This is a genomic window from Listeria marthii, assembly GCF_014227425.1.
Lineage (GTDB): Bacteria > Bacillota > Bacilli > Lactobacillales > Listeriaceae > Listeria > Listeria marthii.
Genome location: NZ_JAASWB010000002.1, coordinates 485,147 through 503,820 on the forward strand (window position 1 = coordinate 485,147; position 18,674 = coordinate 503,820).

Below are 18,674 nucleotides of genomic sequence, written 5' to 3' on the forward strand. Positions count from 1 at the left end.
AGCTAGGCCGTTACTGACGAATTAATCCGCTTGCTTCTTTGTCGTATACTTTATCAAACATATTGACGACATTTTTCGAAGCTTGTACCATACGCTGGTTATCCATTAATTGCACCATTTCAACGCCTAAATCAACATTCGACGTTTCGATAACACCATTTTGGATAATCCCTTGTCCAGCTGGTAAATTCATTGTGTTTACGCCATTTACATGCAGTCGTCCTTCGCCGTCTTTCACCAAACTATCCGCTTGGTTGGCTGAAACAAATTTTGTTCCAAGACGTCCGAGGTATTGATTAGTTTCGGCATTGTACAAATCGCCGTTTGCCTCGGCGCGAATCGAAGTTTTTTGACCCACTTGAATCGCTTCCCCAGTCGCACTGAGCAAATTGGCGCCATCTGCTGTCCGCAGAAAACCGAACTGGTCAGAATGAAACTGCCCACCACGTGAAAGCGAAATTTCGCCATTTTTAGCTGTGATGAAAAAATTGCTTCCTAGTGTTGGGTTGGTATCTTGCATAAAGAAATCTCGGTCTCGGTTTGTAATGTAACTAGAACCAGCTGTTAAATTAATATGCGTTGCTGCAGGTCGAACCCCGTAATCAATCGTCCCAACTTGCCTTGCAACAGGCCCGTTTTGATAGTTCACTTTGTTTCTCGAAATCACTTCACTTGTAAGCTGATCAAATTTGAAACCCGGCGTTTGCGCATTGGCCACGTTATTCGAATGTACTTGAATATGTTGCATATAGTTCATCATCCCAGCTGCCCCAATATATAATCCCTTCATTCCAGCACCTGCCTCCTATCCGTCCCAACAAACCGTTCCGCTAACCAACGACTTTTTGGTCTGAAAATATTTTCTGTAATATTTTGCCCGTCCGTCATGTATAACACTGGCAAATTCGTTTCTTGCATCACGGTGTATAAATCACCAATCCGAGTCGTTTCATCCATTTTTGTAATAATAAAACCGTCGATTGGAATTTCTGCTAATTTTGGTAAAATCGTCATCACATCAGCGCTTTTCATTCCTGATGAGAACGTAAAACAAGTTAAATCTGGATGCACCACATCGGTGTACGCGGCAATCTCATTCACCGATTCTTCGGCTAAATAATTTCTTCCAACCGTATCAATCAAAATATGGTCGACTCCGTTAACATACGTCATATACTGCACGGCTTCTTCCAGTTCCGCAGGGCTCGTCGCAACGATAAGCTCTACATCAAGTTTATCGGCATAACCTTGAAACTGCTCTACCGCCCCTGACCGGAAAGTATCCGTTGTAATAAAACCCACTGTGCGATTTTGTTTTAAAAGTTGCCATCCAAGTTTCACAAGCGTGGTCGTTTTCCCAACCCCCGTTTGCCCAATCAACGAAATAATCCGGTGGTTGCTTAAATCAAACGAATCTTCCACCGCCAATTTTCCTGATAAATACGGGACAAACCAATCCGCAATATCGTCCAAATGCGCCGTTTCCACTTGTTTAAACTGCTTCCGTCCCGCCTGCATAAAATCCGCTACGTAAGTATCACTAATCCCGCGACTCTTCAAAAATTTCACGAAATCACTGTTTTGCTCACGTTCGGCGCGCATTTTCACAGCTAGCTCGCGGTTTAAAGCCGCCAGTTCCAGACGCATCGTCGACAGTTCTTCTTCCTGTGTTTTGCGTTCTTCGAGAAGCGGCGTTGATTGCGCAAGTTCCGCCCCCGCAGCAAGCATTTCGAGTAATTTTTCTTTTTTTAATAAGTCATCTGTTTTCGGCCTGTTTTTGACAACTGATTTTTGGAAGGTTTCTTGGAAGTCCATTCGTCCATCCGCAATCGCCACTTCACTCATAATGACCGCCGTCACTTCATACTGTTTCTTAAAAATTCCAAGCTTTGTGACACGTTCATCCGTAATTTTATATGGCTCATTCGTTACTAATTGAATTTTTTTATGTATTTCACGTTTCGAATTCCCCTTAAAAATTTCCATCTTTTCTACTAAATGTTTTCCCATTGCTACGGATTACCTCCCTCATCAAGTTGGTTCAATCAGTGCGATTTGCTCCACTTCTGTTTCCGGCGACAGTTCGCTAATGGATAGCACCGGCACATCCAATTGATATCTTTCTAAAACTCGTACAAAGCCAAAACGAAAATCTTTCCGCCTTGTTAAAATGACGGGTTCGCGCCCAGTGAGTTGCGCTTTATTCACGGTATCTCTTACTTTTTGAATGATTGGCAGTTCCTTGTCGAGCGCCCAGTTAAGCGCGTAGCCATAATACGGCGTGTTAACAATTTCCGTATCCATTTCAATCGAATCCTGTAAAAGCAGCGCGTAAATTTTGCCATCTTGGTTTTTCGCTTGTTCACAAATGACTTTCGAAATCCGCTCCCTAACAAACGCCGTAATCCCGTCAAGGTCATTTGGATAAATCGTTTGTCCGTCAATAATCCCTTCGACAATCGTTGGCAAATCACGAACCGAAATCCCTTCTTTCAAGAGCTGTCTTAGCACTCCTTGAATGAGCGAATAATCGATTTCCTTTTTCTTAATTTCATCAATCAAAATTTGGTTTTCATCAGCAAGACCATCAATTAAATCTTTAATTTGTTGGCGCATCAGTAGTTCATGTAAGTTCTTTCTAAGCACAACATCCAAATGCGTAATCAAAATACTCAGCGGCTCAAGCACTTGATAGTTCTTCATTTGCGCATCTTCTAACTCGCCTGGCAAAATCCAATAACCATCTTCCCCGAAAATTGGATCCTTGGTAGGTTCGGCATCAAGATCCATCATCACACCCGGTGTTTTCAAAGCCAGTAAATGCCCCGCTTTTAAAACGCCACTCGCAACCGCCACGCCCTTCACTTTAATTTCATATTTCCCGCGCGGCTGAAAACTTGTATTATCTTTAAAATTAATCCCTGGAACGCCAATACCTAAATCTTGTAAAATTGATTTCCGCATTAAGACGACTTTATCCTTCGCCGTTTCACCGTTCATTTTTTGCTTCACGAGTGCGGCAATGTTTAAACCAAGTTCGACCACAACCGGAAATTTCTCTCGTGCCGCGCCAAATGCTTGATTGTGCTCCGCCTCAGCCGAATTTGTTTCCGACTGAATCAGTTCCATTTCTTTTTCCAGTTCCAACTGCTCTTTTTTCTTTAAATTGAATTGCGTACGATAGCCGATAATTCCCAGCACTACGCCAATCCCGACAAACGGAATCGTTGGCAGCGGGCTAAATACACCCATTAAAATAAACATCGCAGCGAGCGTATAAACGACCACCGAGTTTTGCATTAATTCTTTGAAAATCCCGACCGCAACGTTATCATCCGAACCATCAAATACCCGGGTAACAATAACCCCAGCAGACATCGCCATTAAAAGCGAACCAATTTGGCTCACGATGCCATCCCCGATTGTTAACTCGGTATATTTCACCGCGGCTTCCCCAAATGAAAGCCCGCCTTGAACCATTCCGACAATTAAACCAAAAACGATATTAACAACAGCGAGCAAAACGGTAAAAAGAACGTCCCCTTTTACAAATTTCCCAGCGCCGTCCATTGCACCGTAAAATTCGGTCTCCATATTCAAGTAAGCGCGTTTTTCTTTGGCTTCCGGCTCTGTAATCAACCGTTGATTCAAATCCGCATCAATTGCCATTTGTTTACCAGGCAAAGCATCAAGCGTGAATCTCGCCGCCACCTCGGCCGTCCGAGAAGAACCATTTGCCACAATAAACTGAAAGACGATTAAAATGATGAAAATAACAATCCCGACAACAAAATTACTACCAATTACAAAGTTCCCGAATTGCTTAATTACTTGCCCCGGATCCCCCGTCGTTAAAATCGCCCGCGTTGTCGAAATATTGATAGAAACACGAAATATCCCCATCAAAAGCAGTAAAGAAGGAAATGACTTTAATTCATTCCAATCTTTAATTGATGTGGCACGCATGTAAACTAAAACTGAGAACGCCAAGATCGTCACAAGCACTAAATCCAACACAAATGGAGGTAATGGCACAATAAGTGCAATAACAAACGAGACCGCAATCAAGATAGCAAAATATTTTTTTATAGCACCTAAATTCCCCATTTTGAAACCTGCCTTTTCTAAATTTAGAAAGGTCGCTCATATGTTGTTAGAACTTGATTTTGTCTGCGTCCATCAATTCTTTCATCACTTCAATAACGTCTTTATATAAATCTTCCTGTATGTATTCATCTGGATTGGTCGTATAGTAAATACTCCGCGCCAGCTGTCTATTCGTAATCATCGGCACCCCGTCTGTATCCGCCACCTGACGAATAAAAAGTGCCAGCTCATCTTCCCCTTTAACGAGCAATTTCGGCGCATGATCTTTCGTTTTGTCATATCGCATCACAACGGAAATATGTGTCGGGTTGTTCACCACAAAAGTCGCATCCGCCATTTTTTTCGTAATCGAACCTTGGAGAAGCCCCCGCGCAATGCTTCTTTGGCGCTGTTTCACTTCCGGTCGCCCTTCCGAATCTTTCATCTCGTCTTTAATTTCTTGCTTCGACATCCGCAGCCCTTTTTTATAATCGTAGCGCTGGTAAAAGAAGTCGAGCAGCCCAATTACTGCAATAACGAGGAAAAGCGCCAGAAATTCATTTTTAAATAACGTGAAAATTTGCCCGAGTGAGTAAAGCCAATTTTGCCCAGTGTAACTAATGAGCGTATCTAAGTGATCCCGAAAGCCGATATAAGCCACGTATGAAAGCAGCGTAATCAACAGTAGCGCTTTCACAACCTCGACAAGCCCCTTCACACTAAACACTCGCTTAAAGTAGTTCGCTGGATTCAGCCGTTTAAACTGGGGCTTCACTGCTTTCGCGGAAAACAAAATCCCGACTTGCACCCCGTAGTTCATCAAACCGAAAATCACGACCATAATCATAACTGGCAGTAGCACTTTGCCAAATTCCATTAAGTAAAACAAACTATAACTTTCCATGTTCGCAAGCTTTGGCGGCTGTTTCAAAAGAGCAACAAATGCTTGAATTGTGTTTTTAATAAACATCTCTCCAAAAAAATAAAGAAGCCCAGCTACAATCAGCAGTGAAAAAGCATTATTCAGTTCTTTACTTTTCGCCACATTACCTTCATTTCGAGCTTTCTTAATGCGGCGCGGCGTTGCTTTTTCCGTTTTATTATCCTTTGCCAAGCTTTTGTTCTCCTCCCTATTTTTTCAGTAAATAATCAAAAAACGACACATATTGTTGAATCATCTCATCTGTCAAATTTTTAAAAACTGTACTCAAGATAGGAACCGCGCACGCAAGGATGAAAATCCCAAACGTAATTTTTATAATAAACGCATTCATAAAAATGTTAATTTGCGGCGCGCTCTTAGAGATAAAAGCAAGAATAATATTAACGATAAAAATACTACCCATAATCGGAAGCGCAATTGACACCGCCGAAGCAAGCGCAAAACCAAGCGTCCCGAGCAATAAATCTATAAACCCTTTTTCAAATAAAATCGAAACCGAAGCCGTAAATTCAAACGATTTCATTAAGTAATAAATTAAGTAATCCATTCCTTGCAGTGACAAGAATATCACTACAAAAAAGGTATCTAAAATCGCAGCCGTAATCGAGTTTTGCGTCCCATAAGACGGATCAATCAAGTTCACCTGCGAAAACCCTAAATCATAATCAATCATAAAACCAGCCATTTTCGGGATGACCGCAATCATCTCCACCAGCTTTGCAAGCGCTAGCCCAAATACCACCTCAGATGTGACCCGGAGCAGCAAATCAGGTAGCGTCGTAATACCAGAAACATCCACCCACGTTGCAACCGGAATAGATATCGCCATCCCAAACACCACTTTGACACTGTTCGGAATGTTACGACCTTTTAAAAGTGGAAAGAAAAATAAAAAACTGGCAACTCGGCTGAAAACAATCACTACAGCAAGAAAAAATTCAAACTCCATGTTTACACCCTAATCATCAGGGGTAATTTGGAAAAGATTCCTACAAATAAATCCGTCATGTGTTCAAACATCCACGGTCCAAGAATAAAGAGCGCCACTACAAAAGCAATAATCTTCGGCAAAAACGTCAGCGATTGGTCTTGAATCTGCATCATCGCCATCAAAATCGCAACCACAATTACTACCACGATACAAATGAGCGATACCGGCAAAATTAGCGCCAGCCCACTATAGAAAAAATCTTGAAAAATTTGCGTAATCGGCGTTAAATTCATTTTGCTACTCCCTTAAAAGTGAATTGTTTGAAAAATCATGTTGGTAATCAGTCCGTACCCGCCAATGAAAATAAAAACAAGAATCTTAAACGGTAAGCTAATGGTCATCGGCGGCACCATCATCATTCCAAGATACATCAGTAACGTACTAACAATTAAATCTATAAAAATAAACGCCAAGTATATAAACATCCCAGTTAAAAATCCTTGGGTAATCTGTGTCAAAATAAAAGCAGGCATTAAAGCCATAAGCGGTGCATCTTCTTTTTTTGTAACCGGATCTTCTCCTTCTGCTTTTAACATCATGTTAATATCATGCTTATATGTATTTTCCGCAACATATTTTGTCAAAAGCGGCTGCGTTTCGTCCCAAACTTTCGACGCGCTCCACTCTTCTTTTTGCGAAGGTTTATACACATCGTCATACCAAGCAGTAATCAGCGGCTGCATCATAAACAAAGATAAAAACAGTGCCAGTCCAACAAGCACTTGGTTGGGCGGCAAATTCGTCGCGCCAAGACCCTGCCTCGTTAAACCGAGAACGATAATACAGTAAGTAAAATGTGTGAACATTAATACAATCGACGCAGACAAAGAAAGAACCGTAACTAGTACAAACAGCGCCACACTAGAATTAACCCCGTCCGTACCATTTACACCAAGCGAATCCATCCAACTCTCGGCATGCACATTCACACCCGGCCAAAAAACAACCAATGAAATTGCAAAAATAACAATAAAAGATACTTGAAATACTCGTCTAGAAGTTATTTTACGCATTTTCCTTAGTCTCCTCTTTCAAAAGTAATTCTCGGAAAAGTTTTTCATTTTGGTCATTTTTTCCTTTTAATGACACCGTTCGAATATCATTATTAGAAATAATCGCCAGCACCTTTTCCCCGTCTGCCTCCAGAAGAACTGCACGTAACTGATGAGAGATTAAAAGAGTGTCTTTCAACTTTATAAGATCATTTTCGCTTTTTCTCGTGCGATTCGCTTGCTTGTTTTTCTTAACTAAAAAATAAGAAATTCCCGCAAGTACTGCCAAAAGTACAATAATTTTTAAAAGTGACAAAAAATATTCCATTCAAGTAAGGTAAATTCACCTTTCACTCCCTTCATCAGATTACAAAAATAAATCATTTTTTCAAAATATATATCAATAAAGTGTTTTTTGTAACTGCAATATAAAATTTTACACCAATTCCAGAAAAAATCTATACTTTTTTTAAAAAATGAAATTGTGTGTAAAAATAAAAAAACAGCCAGTGTAACAGCTGTATCAAAGGAAAACTTCTCATTATTCGATTTATATTTTTCTATTTAACTCGAAAAAAGGTTCTTCATACCCAATCCTTTTGACCTACTCGCGTTCCCTTTACACAACTAACATATATTGTTATTATAAAAATAAACAGAAAATCAATAATACTATAGGATAGAGAGGTATGTGATTGTATGCCTAAATCAGAAATAAGAAAATTACTTCAAGAAATCAAAAAACAAGTAGATAATCCGGGGAATTCATCTACTACTGAAATTAAAAAAATGGCTTCAGAAGCTGGCATTGACGAACAAACTGCCGAAGAAATCTACCATTTACTCACTGAATTTTATCAAGCCGTTGAAGAACACGGTGGAATCGAAAAATATATGCATTCCAACATTAGTTGGTTAAAAATCGAATTAGAACTACTTTCCGCATGTTACCAAATTGCTATTTTAGAAGATATGAAAGTCCTTGATATCTCTGAAATGCTCAGCCTAAACGATTTGCGGATTTTTCCAAAGACACCAAGCCAGCTACAAAACACTTACTACAAACTAAAAAAAGAGCTTATCCAAGTAGAAGATATTCCTAAAAACAAGCCAGGCCGAAAAAGAAAAACACAAAAAAATACGAAAAAAGAAAAAACCAACATTTTCGGAAAAGTCGTACCAGCTGAATTCAAAGCACCAACATCCATCAAAGAACAAATCAGCTACGACAAATCACGCGAAAAAAACCTGGTGGATTTACTATCCGGCGTTAAAAGCAACGTGCAGCTTTTAAGCGAAAACCAAGGCGAAGAAAACAACGTATATGACTTACTCAAAAGCATTTACTCCCTGTCATCCCTTGCCGTCCAAAAAGAAGAACTCGACAAAAAATACCAAGATTTACAAACCAAATGCCAAGAACTGGAACAAGAAAATTCTTATTTAAAACAACAAAACGAAACAATGACAGACTCGTTCCATACACTCGTGTTACAAGTAGCTGATTTCGCTTACGCCAACGACTTAGACCAAATCCAAGCACTACCACTTTTCAGCCAGCAACTCGTAGTAACGCTTAACCAACTTGGCGTATTCAAAGAAAACTATAAACAAATGTAATTTAGAAAGGGTGGCACGATGTATATCGAAATTTATACCGTAAATGGTGAATCTATTCGCCTTGACGACGACGCAAAAATCAACAACATCAGCATCCACGAATTATCTAAAGCAGATTTAAAAAACCTTTTTAACGAAAAATGTATCGAGTTAACAAAATACGACTTAACTTATTTTATTAATACCAACCAAGTGAATTGGTTCCTTGTGAGTGAAGGAATCCATTAAAAAAACGAGCTAGGAGATGATCCTAGCTCGTTTTTCTTTTAAACCTCTGATTTTTGATAGACATCTCCATATTTGTTTGGTCCATCACTTTCAAAACACATAAATATTATAATAATAATGGATCCAACGACTGGAATTAAAGCAAGGAAAGCAAGATAACCACTTCTCCCAGTGTCGTGTAATCGTCTTACAATAAGGCTCGTTAGTGGAACTATAGAGCCACACCAATACAAAAACCGTAAACCTCCAAAAAAGAGCGCAATCCCTCCACCAACTCCAAATAATATTTCTGAAACACCAAAAATTTTTGACATAACAAGCAGAGGCCCATTAATTATCATGTTCCAAACTATTACATACCAGAATGCAGAACCTGGAGCACGCCCTTTAAAATTAGTATAATTCTTCCAAAATGACTTATAAGCTTCTAAAAATCCCATATTTCCTCCTGTGTAATAAAATTATGTTATTTTTCTAGAATATGCGACACCGCTAGCTTAAAACAAGCTTATCGTAGAAAGAGGGATAAAATAAACATATACATTTTAAAAAATGAGCTAAGTGTTGACCTTAGCTCATTTTTTTATTTAAATATCCGATTTCTTATAGACATCTCCATATCGGTTTGGTCCATCACTTTCAAGACTCATAAATATTAAAATAATAATGGAACCAACGACTGGAATTAAACCAAGGAAAATGAAAAAGCCACTTTTCCCTGTATCATGTAAACGTCTTACAATAAGGCTAAGTGTAGGTAATATAATAGCTGCTGAATACAACCACATCACAATTACAAAAAATATTGCCATAACTCCACCAGCAAGGCTCCCCCCGCCTCCCATTATTGACACGCCAATAGTAGAAGCCAGTAAATAAAAGCCCACACAAATTGCCGTGTTCCAAACCCATACATACCAGTAGGCTGAACCTGGCGCACGACCACTAAAATTGACATAATTCTTCCAAAATGACTTATAAGCTTCTAAAAACCCCATATTTCCTCCTATGTAAATAAATTTTGCCCTAGCTCTAAGAATATACATCGCTTTTGCATTATACAAGCTTATAATAGAAAGATTCATAAAATAGACACATTTCAAATCACAAGGAAAAACATGCCAATAGTCATAGGTCCTAAAGCCTTTAAATCCCTATAAATTTCCTTTATCAAGGATAAAACTTTACATAAATAAAGCCCCTTTTTGATTGCAAAAAAAGTACTCCAAATGCTACTCATGAAATAATAAAAAGCATGCTGTTAAACATGCCTTTAAAATATTTCCCATTCTATTGCTTTTGATTAGGTTGCCCCACGGCCTCTGATGCAATAAAATATTCGCCGTCCTCTTTAAACAAAATAGTTCTTGAAAACTCATTCTCGTCTTTGGTTGCGTAAAGTTCTGTGCCCTCACTTAAATAATTAGAGCTGAAATCTTCATCTGGTATTCGGTAATGCCGAATTCTATTCTCTACCTCGCCAATCTTCTCTAAAGCATCTTCTTGATTAGCAGGTTCATACGTCACTATATATAAAACGTTGTCAACTTGCACCATTCCTACAAGGTTATCTTTATATAACAGCCACTTTACCCCGAAAACCACAGCGCAAAGAACTATTACTGACAATATTACTATCAACCATTTTTTCTTCATGCTATTAACTCTCTTTTCATTTTATTTAGTACGGCTTCAGATACATGGGTACTCGAAGTTACTACCAAAAATCCACCAAATATTGGTGCTGTCATATCATTTAAAACATATTTGTTCATAAGCGCATTTCTCTCCCTGTTGTATAATAATTTAGGTTTTAAAAAGAGTGTATCATAAAAAGTCGATGTATAACAAAAAATGTAATGAAATGGCCGATTCTTGTCGCGAACGAATAAAAGTAAAGCTAATTTAGATTTATTCTTACATGATTTGCATGATATTGAGCTTAAAATAACGAAATCACACGCAAATTACAGCAATTATTCACAATTTATGCAAGGCTATTTTTAAATATCACAAAAAATACATATTCCCTATTAATATACGTTACTTATATATAAAAATCCCCTTATTTATTTGATTAATTATCATTTCTTATTATTACCTAGTGAATAAAATAGTATAATTATTCGCTAAATTACAGATAAACTAAAATAAATTTCCAAAAAAAATACTCCAAAGGGTTGCTACACAACCACAAAAGAGTATAAAAGGGAGTTTAAGGTAAGTAAGACAACCCACTACAAAAAAGGGAGAAAAAGTAATGGCATTGTCATTGCTTATGGTTATATAATACCCGTCTCACGCAATCCAAACCCTTTTTTTGTATTAAAATTAGATGACGAATTTAACTTAAATGCAACAGAAATCAAACCCTATAGTATAAACGATTACAAAAAACGCACCCGGAAACTATTTCATCCCAAGTGCGGTTTTCAGCTTACTATTCTTTATGATTTTTATACCATTCTTCCGCCTTCGATGTCGCAATAGGGATGGCACGGCTTTCTGAATAGCCATCCTTCAATAATGCATTACCGATTTCGATTGCCTTTTCGCGTTCCAGCTTTCTTAGATTTTTCCAAGAATCCGGGTAATTATTTTTGGTCCATGGCATAGCTTTCCACCTCGTTTTTTAGTTAATCGGAGCTCCACCTGTGATTCCATATACTTGGCCTGTTGTGTAACTTGCTTCATCTGATGCTAGTAATACATAAGCGCTCGCGAGTTCTGCTGGTTGCCCTGCTCGTCCTAATGGTTGGTTCTGACCGAATTCTGGAATGCTTTCTTGTGGTTGTCCGCCAGAGATTTGAAGTGGGGTCCAAATTGGTCCTGGCGCAACTGCATTAACGCGGATACCTTTTTCTCCTAGTTGCGCGGCTAAACTTTTCGTTAATGAAATCAAACTACTTTTTGTCATTGCGTAATCAACCAAGTGCGCGCTCGGTTTCACACCTTGAATGGAGGAAGTTAAAATAATGCTCGCGCCTGCTTTTAAGTAATTGAGTGCTTCTTGAATGGCAAAAACTACCGAAAATACATTCACTTCAAACGTATCGCGCAATTGTTCCGCTGGGAGTTTTTGGATATCGAATTGGTACTGTTGTAAACCTGCATTGAGTACAAGTATATCTAACCCACCCAGCTCGTTGTACGCTTTTTTCACGACTTCTTTCGCGAAACCTTCCTTACGTAAATCGCCTGGCAATAAGATACATTTCTGTCCAGCTTCTTCCACAGCCTTTTTCACTTCTTGCGCGTCAAACTCTTCATCTGGGTGGTAGTTAATCGCCACATCGGCGCCTTCTCTCGCATAAGCTATAACAGCAGCTCGTCCAATTCCGGAATCGCCACCCGTAACAAAAGCCTTTTTCCCGGTTAATTTATTCGCACCTTGATAGCTCGACTCACCCGTATCTGGAACAGGCGTCATTTTACTTTGCAAACCAGGATAATCTTGCCGTTGCTTTTCAAATTTCCCTGTATGATATTTGTTTAATGGATTTTCTTTATTCATCATAAAACCTCCTATATTTTTGCGACGTAACCCATGACTAAATAGGCTACGAAAATAATTAAAATAGCCAATATAAGTATCCACCAAATATTAGCGCCCAGTTTTCGCTTCACTTTTTTATTCCCCATGTTCATCCCCCTCGTTACTTTATGTTTTCCCTCGTGTCTTTCGCTAAAACGTCTAACATCGAATTGAAAAAGAATTGTAGTAAACATGAAAAAAAGAGAACGGCAACCCGCTCTCTCTTCAAAAATCCCTATTAACTTCTAAGTCCGCGGCCTTTACTAATCAAATACCAACAAATTGAATAAAGCACGACGATAAATAACACAAGAATCGACAGCGAAACGGCTACTGGCACATCACTAACGCCTAGGAAACCGTAGCGGAATCCAGAAATCATATAGACAATCGGATTCACTTTAGAAATAGCTTGCCAAATTGGTGGTAGCATCGAAATCGCGTAAAATACGCCACCTAAATAGGTGAGCGGTTGTAATACAAAGGTCGGCACAATCGATACATCGTCAAATGATCTAGCGAAAATCCCGTTAATAAGTCCCGCAAGTGAAAATAAAATTGCCGTCATTAAAAAGGTAATAATCCCAATCGACCATGAGTGAATGTGTAACGGCACAAACACCATCGAAATAAGCGTAACAAGCGCGCCAACTAGAATACTTCTACCAATCCCGCCAATTAAAAAGCCCCAAATAATAATATGCGTTGGCACTGGCGCAACGAGAATTTCCTCAATATTCTTCTGAAACTTTTGCGAGAAAAACGAAGATGACACATTGGCATAAGAACTCGTAATAACGGACATCATAATCAGCCCGGGCACAATGTATTCCATATAAGAAAAGCCGTTCATATCGCCAATGCGGCTACCAATCATTTTCCCAAAAATAATAAAATAAAGCGAAGTCGTGATGACTGGTGGCACTAACGTTTGAATCCAAATTCGCATATAACGATTGGTTTCTTTCGCCGCCAGACTTTTTAACGCGGTAAAATATAGATTAAACATGTTTCTCCCCCACTTGATGTTTTTCTTCTGTAATTTTCAAAAATAGTTCTTCGAGACGATTAGATTTATTGCGCATCGAAAGCACTTTGATGCCGTGCTCGCTTAATTGTTCAAAAATATGATTAACCCCTTGATCACGTTCCACTTCTACTGACAAGGTTTGCTTATCTTCAAACACATGATTATAGCCCGTTATTTCAAAAGAACCTTCATATGGCTCTAAATCAAAAATAAACGTTTCAAATTGTAATTTAGCAAGCAATGATTTCATGCTAGTATTCTCAATCAACTCCCCGGATTGAATAATACCGATATTACGACAGAGCATCTCAGCTTCTTCTAAATAATGCGTCGTCAAAATAATCGTCGTACCACTTTCGTTCAACTCTCTTAAAAACGTCCACATCTCACGTCTAAGCTCAATATCCACCCCAGCAGTCGGTTCATCTAAAATGAGCAACTTAGGTTCGTGCATCAGAGCACGCGCAATCATCAAGCGGCGTTTCATCCCACCCGAAAGCATCCGCGCACGTTCATTACGTTTCTCCCATAAATTCGATTGTTTTAAATATTTTTCGCTACGTTTAAAAGCTTCCTTCCGAGAAACACCGTAGTATCCAGCTTGGTTAACTACGATTTGTTGAACCGTTTCGAATGGATTAAAATTGAATTCTTGCGGAACAAGACCGATTTGCTGTTTTGCCCGGACGATATCTGTATCCAGATCGTAACCAAATACGCTCACTTGACCAGATGTTTTATTAACAAGCGACGTGATAATCCCGATAGTCGTTGATTTCCCAGCGCCATTAGGACCAAGTAGCGCATAAAAATCCCCTTCTTCTACCGTCAAATCAACACCGCGTAATGCTTCGACTCCAGTGGAATAGATTTTTCTTAACCCTTTTATTTCAAGTGCATAAGTCATGTAATTGCTGTCTCCTTATAAATTGTCATTCCTATATTTTATCACTTATTTGCCAATAAGAAAAAACAATCGTCTTTCCACTTAAATAAGCGCGAAAAGACGATTATTTTCCCATTAATATCTGCTCATCGTTCTTCTTGATACTCCTAAAATAAGCAAGAACCAACCAACGATAAAACAAACGCCACCGATAGGCGTAATCGCACCTAAAACAGCCACTTTGGAAATACTTAAAACATACAAACTGCCGGAGAAAAAGACAATTCCGACCGCAAATAAAATCGCTGCCCACGTGTAAAGTCGACTAGCTTGTTTCTCCATTAATAACCCCACTACTAAAATACCACCTGCGTGAAACATTTGATACTGAACGCCGGTTTCCCAAGTACTCGCGTAACTTCCGAGCATATCTTTTAAAGCATGCGCCCCAAAAGCCCCCAGTAAAACTGCTAACCCCGCAAAAATGGCTCCAGTAATAATTGTTTTTCTCATAGTTACCCCCTAAAAATCAAGCAATGAATCTCCATTCGCGCCGTCTTCTAACTCTATTTTCTTGCCATCCATACTTGCAATCTGCGCCGGTTCCGCTGCTGGAATAGAGGTCGGTTCTACTTCCACGCTTCTCTCGTCGCCTGTTTTCGCAAGCTGGACAAGTAGCATTAAGCCATGCAAATGCTTATCTTGGCTCGCTTTTGTTGTCGCTGCTCTTGCTTTCGCTAATTCACTTTCCATTTGTTCAAAAATCTTTGAATCTGAAATAATCATTTTTCCTCAACCTCAATTGTTTTAATAACACGCGCTGGGTTTCCAGCAACAACGACATTATCCGGAAAGCTTTTCGTAACAACTGCGCCTGACGCAACAACGACATTATTTCCAAGCTTCACACCAGGGTTAATAATTGCTCGTCCGCCAATCCAGACATTATCGCCAATTTTAACTGGTTTCCCAAGCTCTAAGCCGCTATTACGTTCCACCGGATCAAGCGGATGCGTTGCCGTATAAATATGAACCCCTGGCGCCATCATGCAGTTATCACCAATATGTACTTCACACACATCTAAAATTACACAATCAAAATTAGCATAAAAATTCTCGCCAACATAAATATTAGAACCGTAATCTACACGAAAATCTGGTTCGACATAAACATTTTCTTTTGTGCCACCAAAAAGACGTTTTAACACACTGGAACGGGACGCTGAATCCATTGTATCGTTAATCTCTCTGCAGAACTTACGCGCACGATTTCTTCCGTGTGCAAGCTCTCTGTCGCTAGGATCATACATTTCTCCTGCAATCATCTTTTCTAGTTCTGTTTTCATCCTGACACATCCTATCCACGTTTTATTCTTATCCATTATAACCAAATGAAAGACAGAAATATAGTAAAGTAATCGCACCACTCAAAAAACTACGCGCAGCTACCTTTTGTGCATTTTTCTTAAAAAAATGATATTCTAGTGAAGTAGGTAAAATTGGGGAGGAATTAAATATTATGATTAAAGTTATTGCTTCAGACATGGATGGCACACTACTTAACTCTGATATCGAGATTGCACAAGAAAACGTCGAGGCAATCGAAAAAGCTCGCGCCAAAGGAATTCATTTCGTTCTTTGTACTGGACGTATGTATGACGATGCAATGGGTTTGATTAACAAAGCCAATTTATACGCACCGGCGATTTGTATGAATGGTGCAGAAATTCGTGACGAACACGGCAAAATAATTTTGCAGCATCCGATTGATAAAAACCTAGCGCGTAACACTTATAACACCCTGACTGAACTAGGAATGTATACCGAATTTTTCACTGACATGGGCCCAATTACAACTGATAAAGCTCGTGGCAAAGAATTTATGATTGAAATGCACAAACGCATCCACCCAGACGTACCAGCAGAAACAATCATGGACAAAGTAGAAGAACGTTTCGAATCCAAAGATGTCCATGAAATCCCTGATGTAGAGCGCATTTTAGGCAATAAAGATTTAACTATTTTAAAATTCATCTCTTTCTCTTCTGATAAAGATGTACTTGCAAAAGCTAAACAAAAGCTTGAAAAAGATTCCGAGCTATCTGTCACCTCTTCTTTTTCCGATAATATTGAAATCACCCACCGCGAGGCACAAAAAGGTATTTCCTTACAATATTATGTAGAAAAATTAGGCGTAACACTTGATGAAACGTTTGCAATTGGAGATAATATGAATGATATTTCGATGTTGAAAATGGCCGGTTATAGCGTAGCCATGGGTAACGGCGAAGAAGAAGTCAAAGAATTATCCAAACACGTTACACTTTCCAATGATGAACACGGCGTTGCAGCAGCCATTTATAAAATGTTAGAAACAAATGACTAAAGTTTATTTTTAGGAGGAAACACGAATGACAATCAAAAAAACATTAACTATTGCAGGATCTGATTCAAGTGGCGGCGCCGGTCTACAAGCCGATTTAAAAACATTTGAAGAATACGGCACGTACGGTTTTAGCGCAATCACAACCATCGTAACAATGGACCCAGACAACAACTGGGCACACGGAGTTACTCCAATTGATGCGCAACTAGTTCGCGAACAACTAAAAACAATCCTTTCTGGCGGCCCAGTTGACGCAATGAAAACAGGCATGCTTGGTTCGATTGACATCATTAAAGCAACTCGCGAAGCAATTGATAAATACGATTTAAAAAATGTCGTTATTGACCCAGTAATGGTTTGTAAAGGCGAAGACGAACTAATCCAACCAGAAAACGCTGAAGCTATTCGCGACTTATTATTGCCAAAAGCAACAATCACAACACCAAATTTATTCGAAGCTGGCCAATTATCCGGTCTTGGCAAATTAACTACATTAGACGATATGAAAGCAGCTGCGAAAAAAATCATCGAGTTAGGCGCTAAATACGTTGTTATCAAAGGCGGAAAAGCTCTAGAAAGCGACAAAGCAATCGACCTACTTTACGATGGAAAAGAATTCACTATTTATGAAGTAGAAAAAATTTCCCCAAGCCACAATCACGGCGCTGGTTGTACGTTCGCAGCAGCAATTACAGCTGGCCTTGCAAAAGGTTTAACTGTAGAAGAAGCTGTCGCAAAAGCAAAAGACTTTGTCACAGCAGCTATCAAAGGTGGATTCGCATTAAACGAATTCATCGGCCCTGTTTGGCATGGTGCTTATAATAAAGCAGAAAACAGATAATACAAAAACCGCCCAGTGTTTGGGCGGTTTTTTATTATAATAATCTATAGGAGATGAATTTTAGTGAAAGTAAGTAAATCATTCGAAGTATTCGCAAAAGAAGCTCCTGAAGTACAAACAGCTTGGATGGAAACTGTACATAAATTAGATACTGCAAGCAAGCTCGATAAGAAAACAGAGGAACTTGCATACATTGCCGTTTTGGCCGCCACCCGCCTAGAAAGCGGACTACCCTTCCATGTGAAAATGGCGAAATCAAATGGCGCGACACGAGATGAAATTATTAGCGCCATTCTCGTTGGCCTGCCCGCGGTCGGCAACACAGTGATAAGTGCTTTACCTGTAGCCATTGATGCTTTTGATGAAGAATAGTAACTTAAAAAAAGATAAGTGAACCCACTTATCTTTTTTTACTGTTATTTTTTTCTAACTAGAAGCCAAGTTCCCAAACAAAGAAGCCCAACGAATATCGCTTTTGAAGTCGTGTCACCAGTTAGCGGGAGTTTCCTTATCACTAACTCCTCTTCCCTTTTTGGCTTGGGTGTTACTCCAGGATTTTCCGCAACAACAATTGCCGCTTTCTCAGCTTCCACAATTTTCACAGTAAATTGCACGGCTTTAGCTGGAATTCCGTCTTCATTCACCGCATTTAAAGTCACGGTATAACTTCCCGGCGTCCGCCATTTCACTTTAGTTGCCGCGTCAGATGTTATCACAGAATTATCATTCGTTCGAGCACGGACATCTCGCAATAGATCTTGTTCGTCTTTTATAATCGTGGTGTCATACGTGATTTCTGGATCTACCATAATAATCGGCGCTGGACTTTTCAAAATATGCACTACAAACGTTTTCGCTTCTGCTGCCACACCATCTTCATTCACCGCTTGCAAAGTGACCTCGTAATCACCCGGCACGCCCCATTTTACTTGCTCATCCATATCAGAAACTAGCGGGGAGCCATCGTTCGTCCTAGCGTTAACTTCATGTAGGAGTTCGGCTTCCGTTTTTGTCATTGTTTTAGGATAGGTTATTTCTGGGTCCACCGTAATAATTGGTGCTGGACTTTTCAAAATATGCACTACAAACGTTTTCGCTTCTGCTGCCACACCATCTTCATTCACCGCTTGCAAAGT

General features: G+C 39.4%; 24 protein-coding genes. 5 read left to right on the forward strand and 19 right to left on the reverse strand.

Annotated elements, in window-relative coordinates:
- Window positions 1-10: 10 nt before the first annotated feature.
- From HCJ55_RS05245 to HCJ55_RS05280, 8 genes are read right to left on the reverse strand one after another with little or no spacing between them, the layout of a single operon-like run.
- Window positions 11-790, reverse strand: coding sequence for a flagellar basal-body rod protein FlgG (locus tag HCJ55_RS05245; RefSeq protein WP_185517330.1), 780 nt, complete (start codon window positions 788-790; stop codon window positions 11-13).
- The gene (gene flhF, locus HCJ55_RS05250; protein WP_185517332.1) at window positions 787-2,010 is read right to left on the reverse strand and encodes a flagellar biosynthesis GTPase FlhF; all 1,224 of its coding nucleotides are present in this window, start codon (window positions 2,008-2,010) and stop codon (window positions 787-789) included. The genes HCJ55_RS05245 and flhF overlap by 4 nt, the downstream gene beginning before the upstream one ends.
- A 21-nt stretch (window positions 2,011-2,031) precedes the next feature.
- Window positions 2,032-4,107, reverse strand: a complete 2,076-nt coding sequence (locus tag HCJ55_RS05255) for a flagellar biosynthesis protein FlhA (RefSeq protein ID WP_003721800.1) — start codon at window positions 4,105-4,107, stop codon at window positions 2,032-2,034.
- 46 nt (window positions 4,108-4,153) lie between these two features.
- Entirely contained in the window at window positions 4,154-5,200 is a 1,047-nt protein-coding gene (gene flhB / locus HCJ55_RS05260; RefSeq protein WP_185517334.1) for a flagellar type III secretion system protein FlhB, read from the reverse strand.
- 16 nt (window positions 5,201-5,216) lie between these two features.
- Complete coding sequence (locus tag HCJ55_RS05265; protein ID WP_008947104.1) at window positions 5,217-5,978, reverse strand: flagellar biosynthetic protein FliR; 762 nt, start codon at window positions 5,976-5,978, stop codon at window positions 5,217-5,219.
- 2 nt (window positions 5,979-5,980) lie between these two features.
- The gene (locus HCJ55_RS05270) at window positions 5,981-6,253 is read right to left on the reverse strand and encodes a flagellar biosynthetic protein FliQ (protein WP_003718817.1); all 273 of its coding nucleotides are present in this window, start codon (window positions 6,251-6,253) and stop codon (window positions 5,981-5,983) included.
- A gap of 12 nt (window positions 6,254-6,265) precedes the next feature.
- The gene (locus tag HCJ55_RS05275) at window positions 6,266-7,033 is read right to left on the reverse strand and encodes a flagellar type III secretion system pore protein FliP (protein ID WP_010989542.1); all 768 of its coding nucleotides are present in this window, start codon (window positions 7,031-7,033) and stop codon (window positions 6,266-6,268) included.
- Window positions 7,026-7,340: a hypothetical protein gene (locus HCJ55_RS05280; protein WP_008947102.1), complete on the reverse strand. Its 315-nt coding sequence runs from the start codon at window positions 7,338-7,340 to the stop codon at window positions 7,026-7,028. Before HCJ55_RS05280 ends, HCJ55_RS05275 begins: the two co-directional genes overlap by 8 nt.
- Before the next feature lie 371 nt (window positions 7,341-7,711).
- On the opposite strand from HCJ55_RS05280, the gene mogR reads away from it, so the two are divergent.
- Complete coding sequence (gene mogR / locus HCJ55_RS05285; RefSeq protein WP_185504390.1) at window positions 7,712-8,632, forward strand: motility genes transcriptional repressor MogR; 921 nt, start codon at window positions 7,712-7,714, stop codon at window positions 8,630-8,632.
- Window positions 8,633-8,650: 18 nt separating this feature from the next.
- The gene (locus tag HCJ55_RS05290) at window positions 8,651-8,860 is read left to right on the forward strand and encodes a lmo0673 family protein (protein WP_003721793.1); all 210 of its coding nucleotides are present in this window, start codon (window positions 8,651-8,653) and stop codon (window positions 8,858-8,860) included.
- A gap of 38 nt (window positions 8,861-8,898) precedes the next feature.
- Here HCJ55_RS05290 and HCJ55_RS05295 read toward each other — a convergent pair whose 3' ends face one another.
- The 10 genes from HCJ55_RS05295 to HCJ55_RS05340 form a co-directional block, all read right to left on the reverse strand.
- A complete protein-coding gene (locus HCJ55_RS05295) occupies window positions 8,899-9,300 on the reverse strand; it encodes a DUF805 domain-containing protein (RefSeq protein ID WP_185517336.1) in 402 nt (133 codons plus the stop codon).
- Window positions 9,301-9,447: 147 nt separating this feature from the next.
- Window positions 9,448-9,858: a DUF805 domain-containing protein gene (locus HCJ55_RS05300; protein ID WP_185517338.1), complete on the reverse strand. Its 411-nt coding sequence runs from the start codon at window positions 9,856-9,858 to the stop codon at window positions 9,448-9,450.
- Between the two features lie 292 nt (window positions 9,859-10,150).
- Window positions 10,151-10,516: a hypothetical protein gene (locus tag HCJ55_RS05305; RefSeq protein WP_185503184.1), complete on the reverse strand. Its 366-nt coding sequence runs from the start codon at window positions 10,514-10,516 to the stop codon at window positions 10,151-10,153.
- 784 nt (window positions 10,517-11,300) lie between these two features.
- Complete coding sequence (locus HCJ55_RS05310; RefSeq protein ID WP_008947095.1) at window positions 11,301-11,474, reverse strand: DUF2188 domain-containing protein; 174 nt, start codon at window positions 11,472-11,474, stop codon at window positions 11,301-11,303.
- A gap of 18 nt (window positions 11,475-11,492) precedes the next feature.
- Window positions 11,493-12,377 (reverse strand): SDR family oxidoreductase, encoded by an 885-nt coding sequence (locus HCJ55_RS05315; RefSeq protein ID WP_185517340.1) that lies wholly within the window; start codon window positions 12,375-12,377, stop codon window positions 11,493-11,495.
- A 256-nt stretch (window positions 12,378-12,633) separates the two neighbouring features.
- A complete protein-coding gene (locus tag HCJ55_RS05320; RefSeq protein WP_185517342.1) occupies window positions 12,634-13,404 on the reverse strand; it encodes an ABC transporter permease in 771 nt (256 codons plus the stop codon).
- Entirely contained in the window at window positions 13,397-14,332 is a 936-nt protein-coding gene (locus HCJ55_RS05325) for an ABC transporter ATP-binding protein (protein ID WP_185504391.1), read from the reverse strand. The genes HCJ55_RS05320 and HCJ55_RS05325 overlap by 8 nt, the downstream gene beginning before the upstream one ends.
- A 114-nt stretch (window positions 14,333-14,446) precedes the next feature.
- Complete coding sequence (locus tag HCJ55_RS05330; protein WP_008947090.1) at window positions 14,447-14,824, reverse strand: DUF423 domain-containing protein; 378 nt, start codon at window positions 14,822-14,824, stop codon at window positions 14,447-14,449.
- 9 nt (window positions 14,825-14,833) lie between these two features.
- Complete coding sequence (locus HCJ55_RS05335) at window positions 14,834-15,097, reverse strand: DUF5327 family protein (RefSeq protein ID WP_185517344.1); 264 nt, start codon at window positions 15,095-15,097, stop codon at window positions 14,834-14,836.
- The gene (locus tag HCJ55_RS05340) at window positions 15,094-15,657 is read right to left on the reverse strand and encodes a maltose acetyltransferase domain-containing protein (protein ID WP_185517346.1); all 564 of its coding nucleotides are present in this window, start codon (window positions 15,655-15,657) and stop codon (window positions 15,094-15,096) included. The genes HCJ55_RS05335 and HCJ55_RS05340 overlap by 4 nt, the downstream gene beginning before the upstream one ends.
- Before the next feature lie 173 nt (window positions 15,658-15,830).
- Between HCJ55_RS05340 and HCJ55_RS05345 the strand changes: the two genes are divergently transcribed.
- From HCJ55_RS05345 to HCJ55_RS05355, 3 genes are all read left to right on the forward strand, one after another.
- Window positions 15,831-16,697, forward strand: a complete 867-nt coding sequence (locus HCJ55_RS05345) for a Cof-type HAD-IIB family hydrolase (protein ID WP_185481577.1) — start codon at window positions 15,831-15,833, stop codon at window positions 16,695-16,697.
- 25 nt (window positions 16,698-16,722) lie between these two features.
- Window positions 16,723-17,538, forward strand: coding sequence for a pyridoxine/pyridoxal/pyridoxamine kinase (gene pdxK, locus HCJ55_RS05350; RefSeq protein WP_008947086.1), 816 nt, complete (start codon window positions 16,723-16,725; stop codon window positions 17,536-17,538).
- A 63-nt stretch (window positions 17,539-17,601) separates the two neighbouring features.
- Window positions 17,602-17,910 (forward strand): carboxymuconolactone decarboxylase family protein, encoded by a 309-nt coding sequence (locus tag HCJ55_RS05355; RefSeq protein ID WP_185517348.1) that lies wholly within the window; start codon window positions 17,602-17,604, stop codon window positions 17,908-17,910.
- Between the two features lie 44 nt (window positions 17,911-17,954).
- On the opposite strand, the gene HCJ55_RS05360 is transcribed toward HCJ55_RS05355, so the two are convergent.
- Window positions 17,955-18,674 (reverse strand): LapB repeat-containing protein (locus HCJ55_RS05360; protein WP_185517350.1); only part of this gene is annotated, 720 nt, incomplete at its 5' end.

Coding starts and splice junctions, on each gene's coding strand:
- HCJ55_RS05290 (WP_003721793.1), top strand. CDS start 8,651: ATGTATATCGAAATTTATACCGTAAATGGTGAATCTATTCGCCTTGAC.
- HCJ55_RS05295 (WP_185517336.1), bottom strand. CDS start 9,300: ATGGGATTTTTAGAAGCTTATAAGTCATTTTGGAAGAATTATACTAAT.
- pdxK (WP_008947086.1), top strand. CDS start 16,723: ATGACAATCAAAAAAACATTAACTATTGCAGGATCTGATTCAAGTGGC.
- HCJ55_RS05330 (WP_008947090.1), bottom strand. CDS start 14,824: ATGAGAAAAACAATTATTACTGGAGCCATTTTTGCGGGGTTAGCAGTT.
- HCJ55_RS05255 (WP_003721800.1), bottom strand. CDS start 4,107: ATGGGGAATTTAGGTGCTATAAAAAAATATTTTGCTATCTTGATTGCG.
- HCJ55_RS05300 (WP_185517338.1), bottom strand. CDS start 9,858: ATGGGGTTTTTAGAAGCTTATAAGTCATTTTGGAAGAATTATGTCAAT.
- HCJ55_RS05335 (WP_185517344.1), bottom strand. CDS start 15,097: ATGATTATTTCAGATTCAAAGATTTTTGAACAAATGGAAAGTGAATTA.
- HCJ55_RS05315 (WP_185517340.1), bottom strand. CDS start 12,377: ATGATGAATAAAGAAAATCCATTAAACAAATATCATACAGGGAAATTT.
- HCJ55_RS05340 (WP_185517346.1), bottom strand. CDS start 15,657: ATGAAAACAGAACTAGAAAAGATGATTGCAGGAGAAATGTATGATCCT.
- HCJ55_RS05310 (WP_008947095.1), bottom strand. CDS start 11,474: ATGCCATGGACCAAAAATAATTACCCGGATTCTTGGAAAAATCTAAGA.
- HCJ55_RS05320 (WP_185517342.1), bottom strand. CDS start 13,404: ATGTTTAATCTATATTTTACCGCGTTAAAAAGTCTGGCGGCGAAAGAA.
- HCJ55_RS05270 (WP_003718817.1), bottom strand. CDS start 6,253: ATGAATTTAACGCCGATTACGCAAATTTTTCAAGATTTTTTCTATAGT.
- HCJ55_RS05305 (WP_185503184.1), bottom strand. CDS start 10,516: ATGAAGAAAAAATGGTTGATAGTAATATTGTCAGTAATAGTTCTTTGC.
- HCJ55_RS05345 (WP_185481577.1), top strand. CDS start 15,831: ATGATTAAAGTTATTGCTTCAGACATGGATGGCACACTACTTAACTCT.
- flhF (WP_185517332.1), bottom strand. CDS start 2,010: ATGGGAAAACATTTAGTAGAAAAGATGGAAATTTTTAAGGGGAATTCG.
- HCJ55_RS05280 (WP_008947102.1), bottom strand. CDS start 7,340: ATGGAATATTTTTTGTCACTTTTAAAAATTATTGTACTTTTGGCAGTA.
- mogR (WP_185504390.1), top strand. CDS start 7,712: ATGCCTAAATCAGAAATAAGAAAATTACTTCAAGAAATCAAAAAACAA.
- HCJ55_RS05265 (WP_008947104.1), bottom strand. CDS start 5,978: ATGGAGTTTGAATTTTTTCTTGCTGTAGTGATTGTTTTCAGCCGAGTT.
- HCJ55_RS05245 (WP_185517330.1), bottom strand. CDS start 790: ATGAAGGGATTATATATTGGGGCAGCTGGGATGATGAACTATATGCAA.
- HCJ55_RS05325 (WP_185504391.1), bottom strand. CDS start 14,332: ATGACTTATGCACTTGAAATAAAAGGGTTAAGAAAAATCTATTCCACT.
- HCJ55_RS05275 (WP_010989542.1), bottom strand. CDS start 7,033: ATGCGTAAAATAACTTCTAGACGAGTATTTCAAGTATCTTTTATTGTT.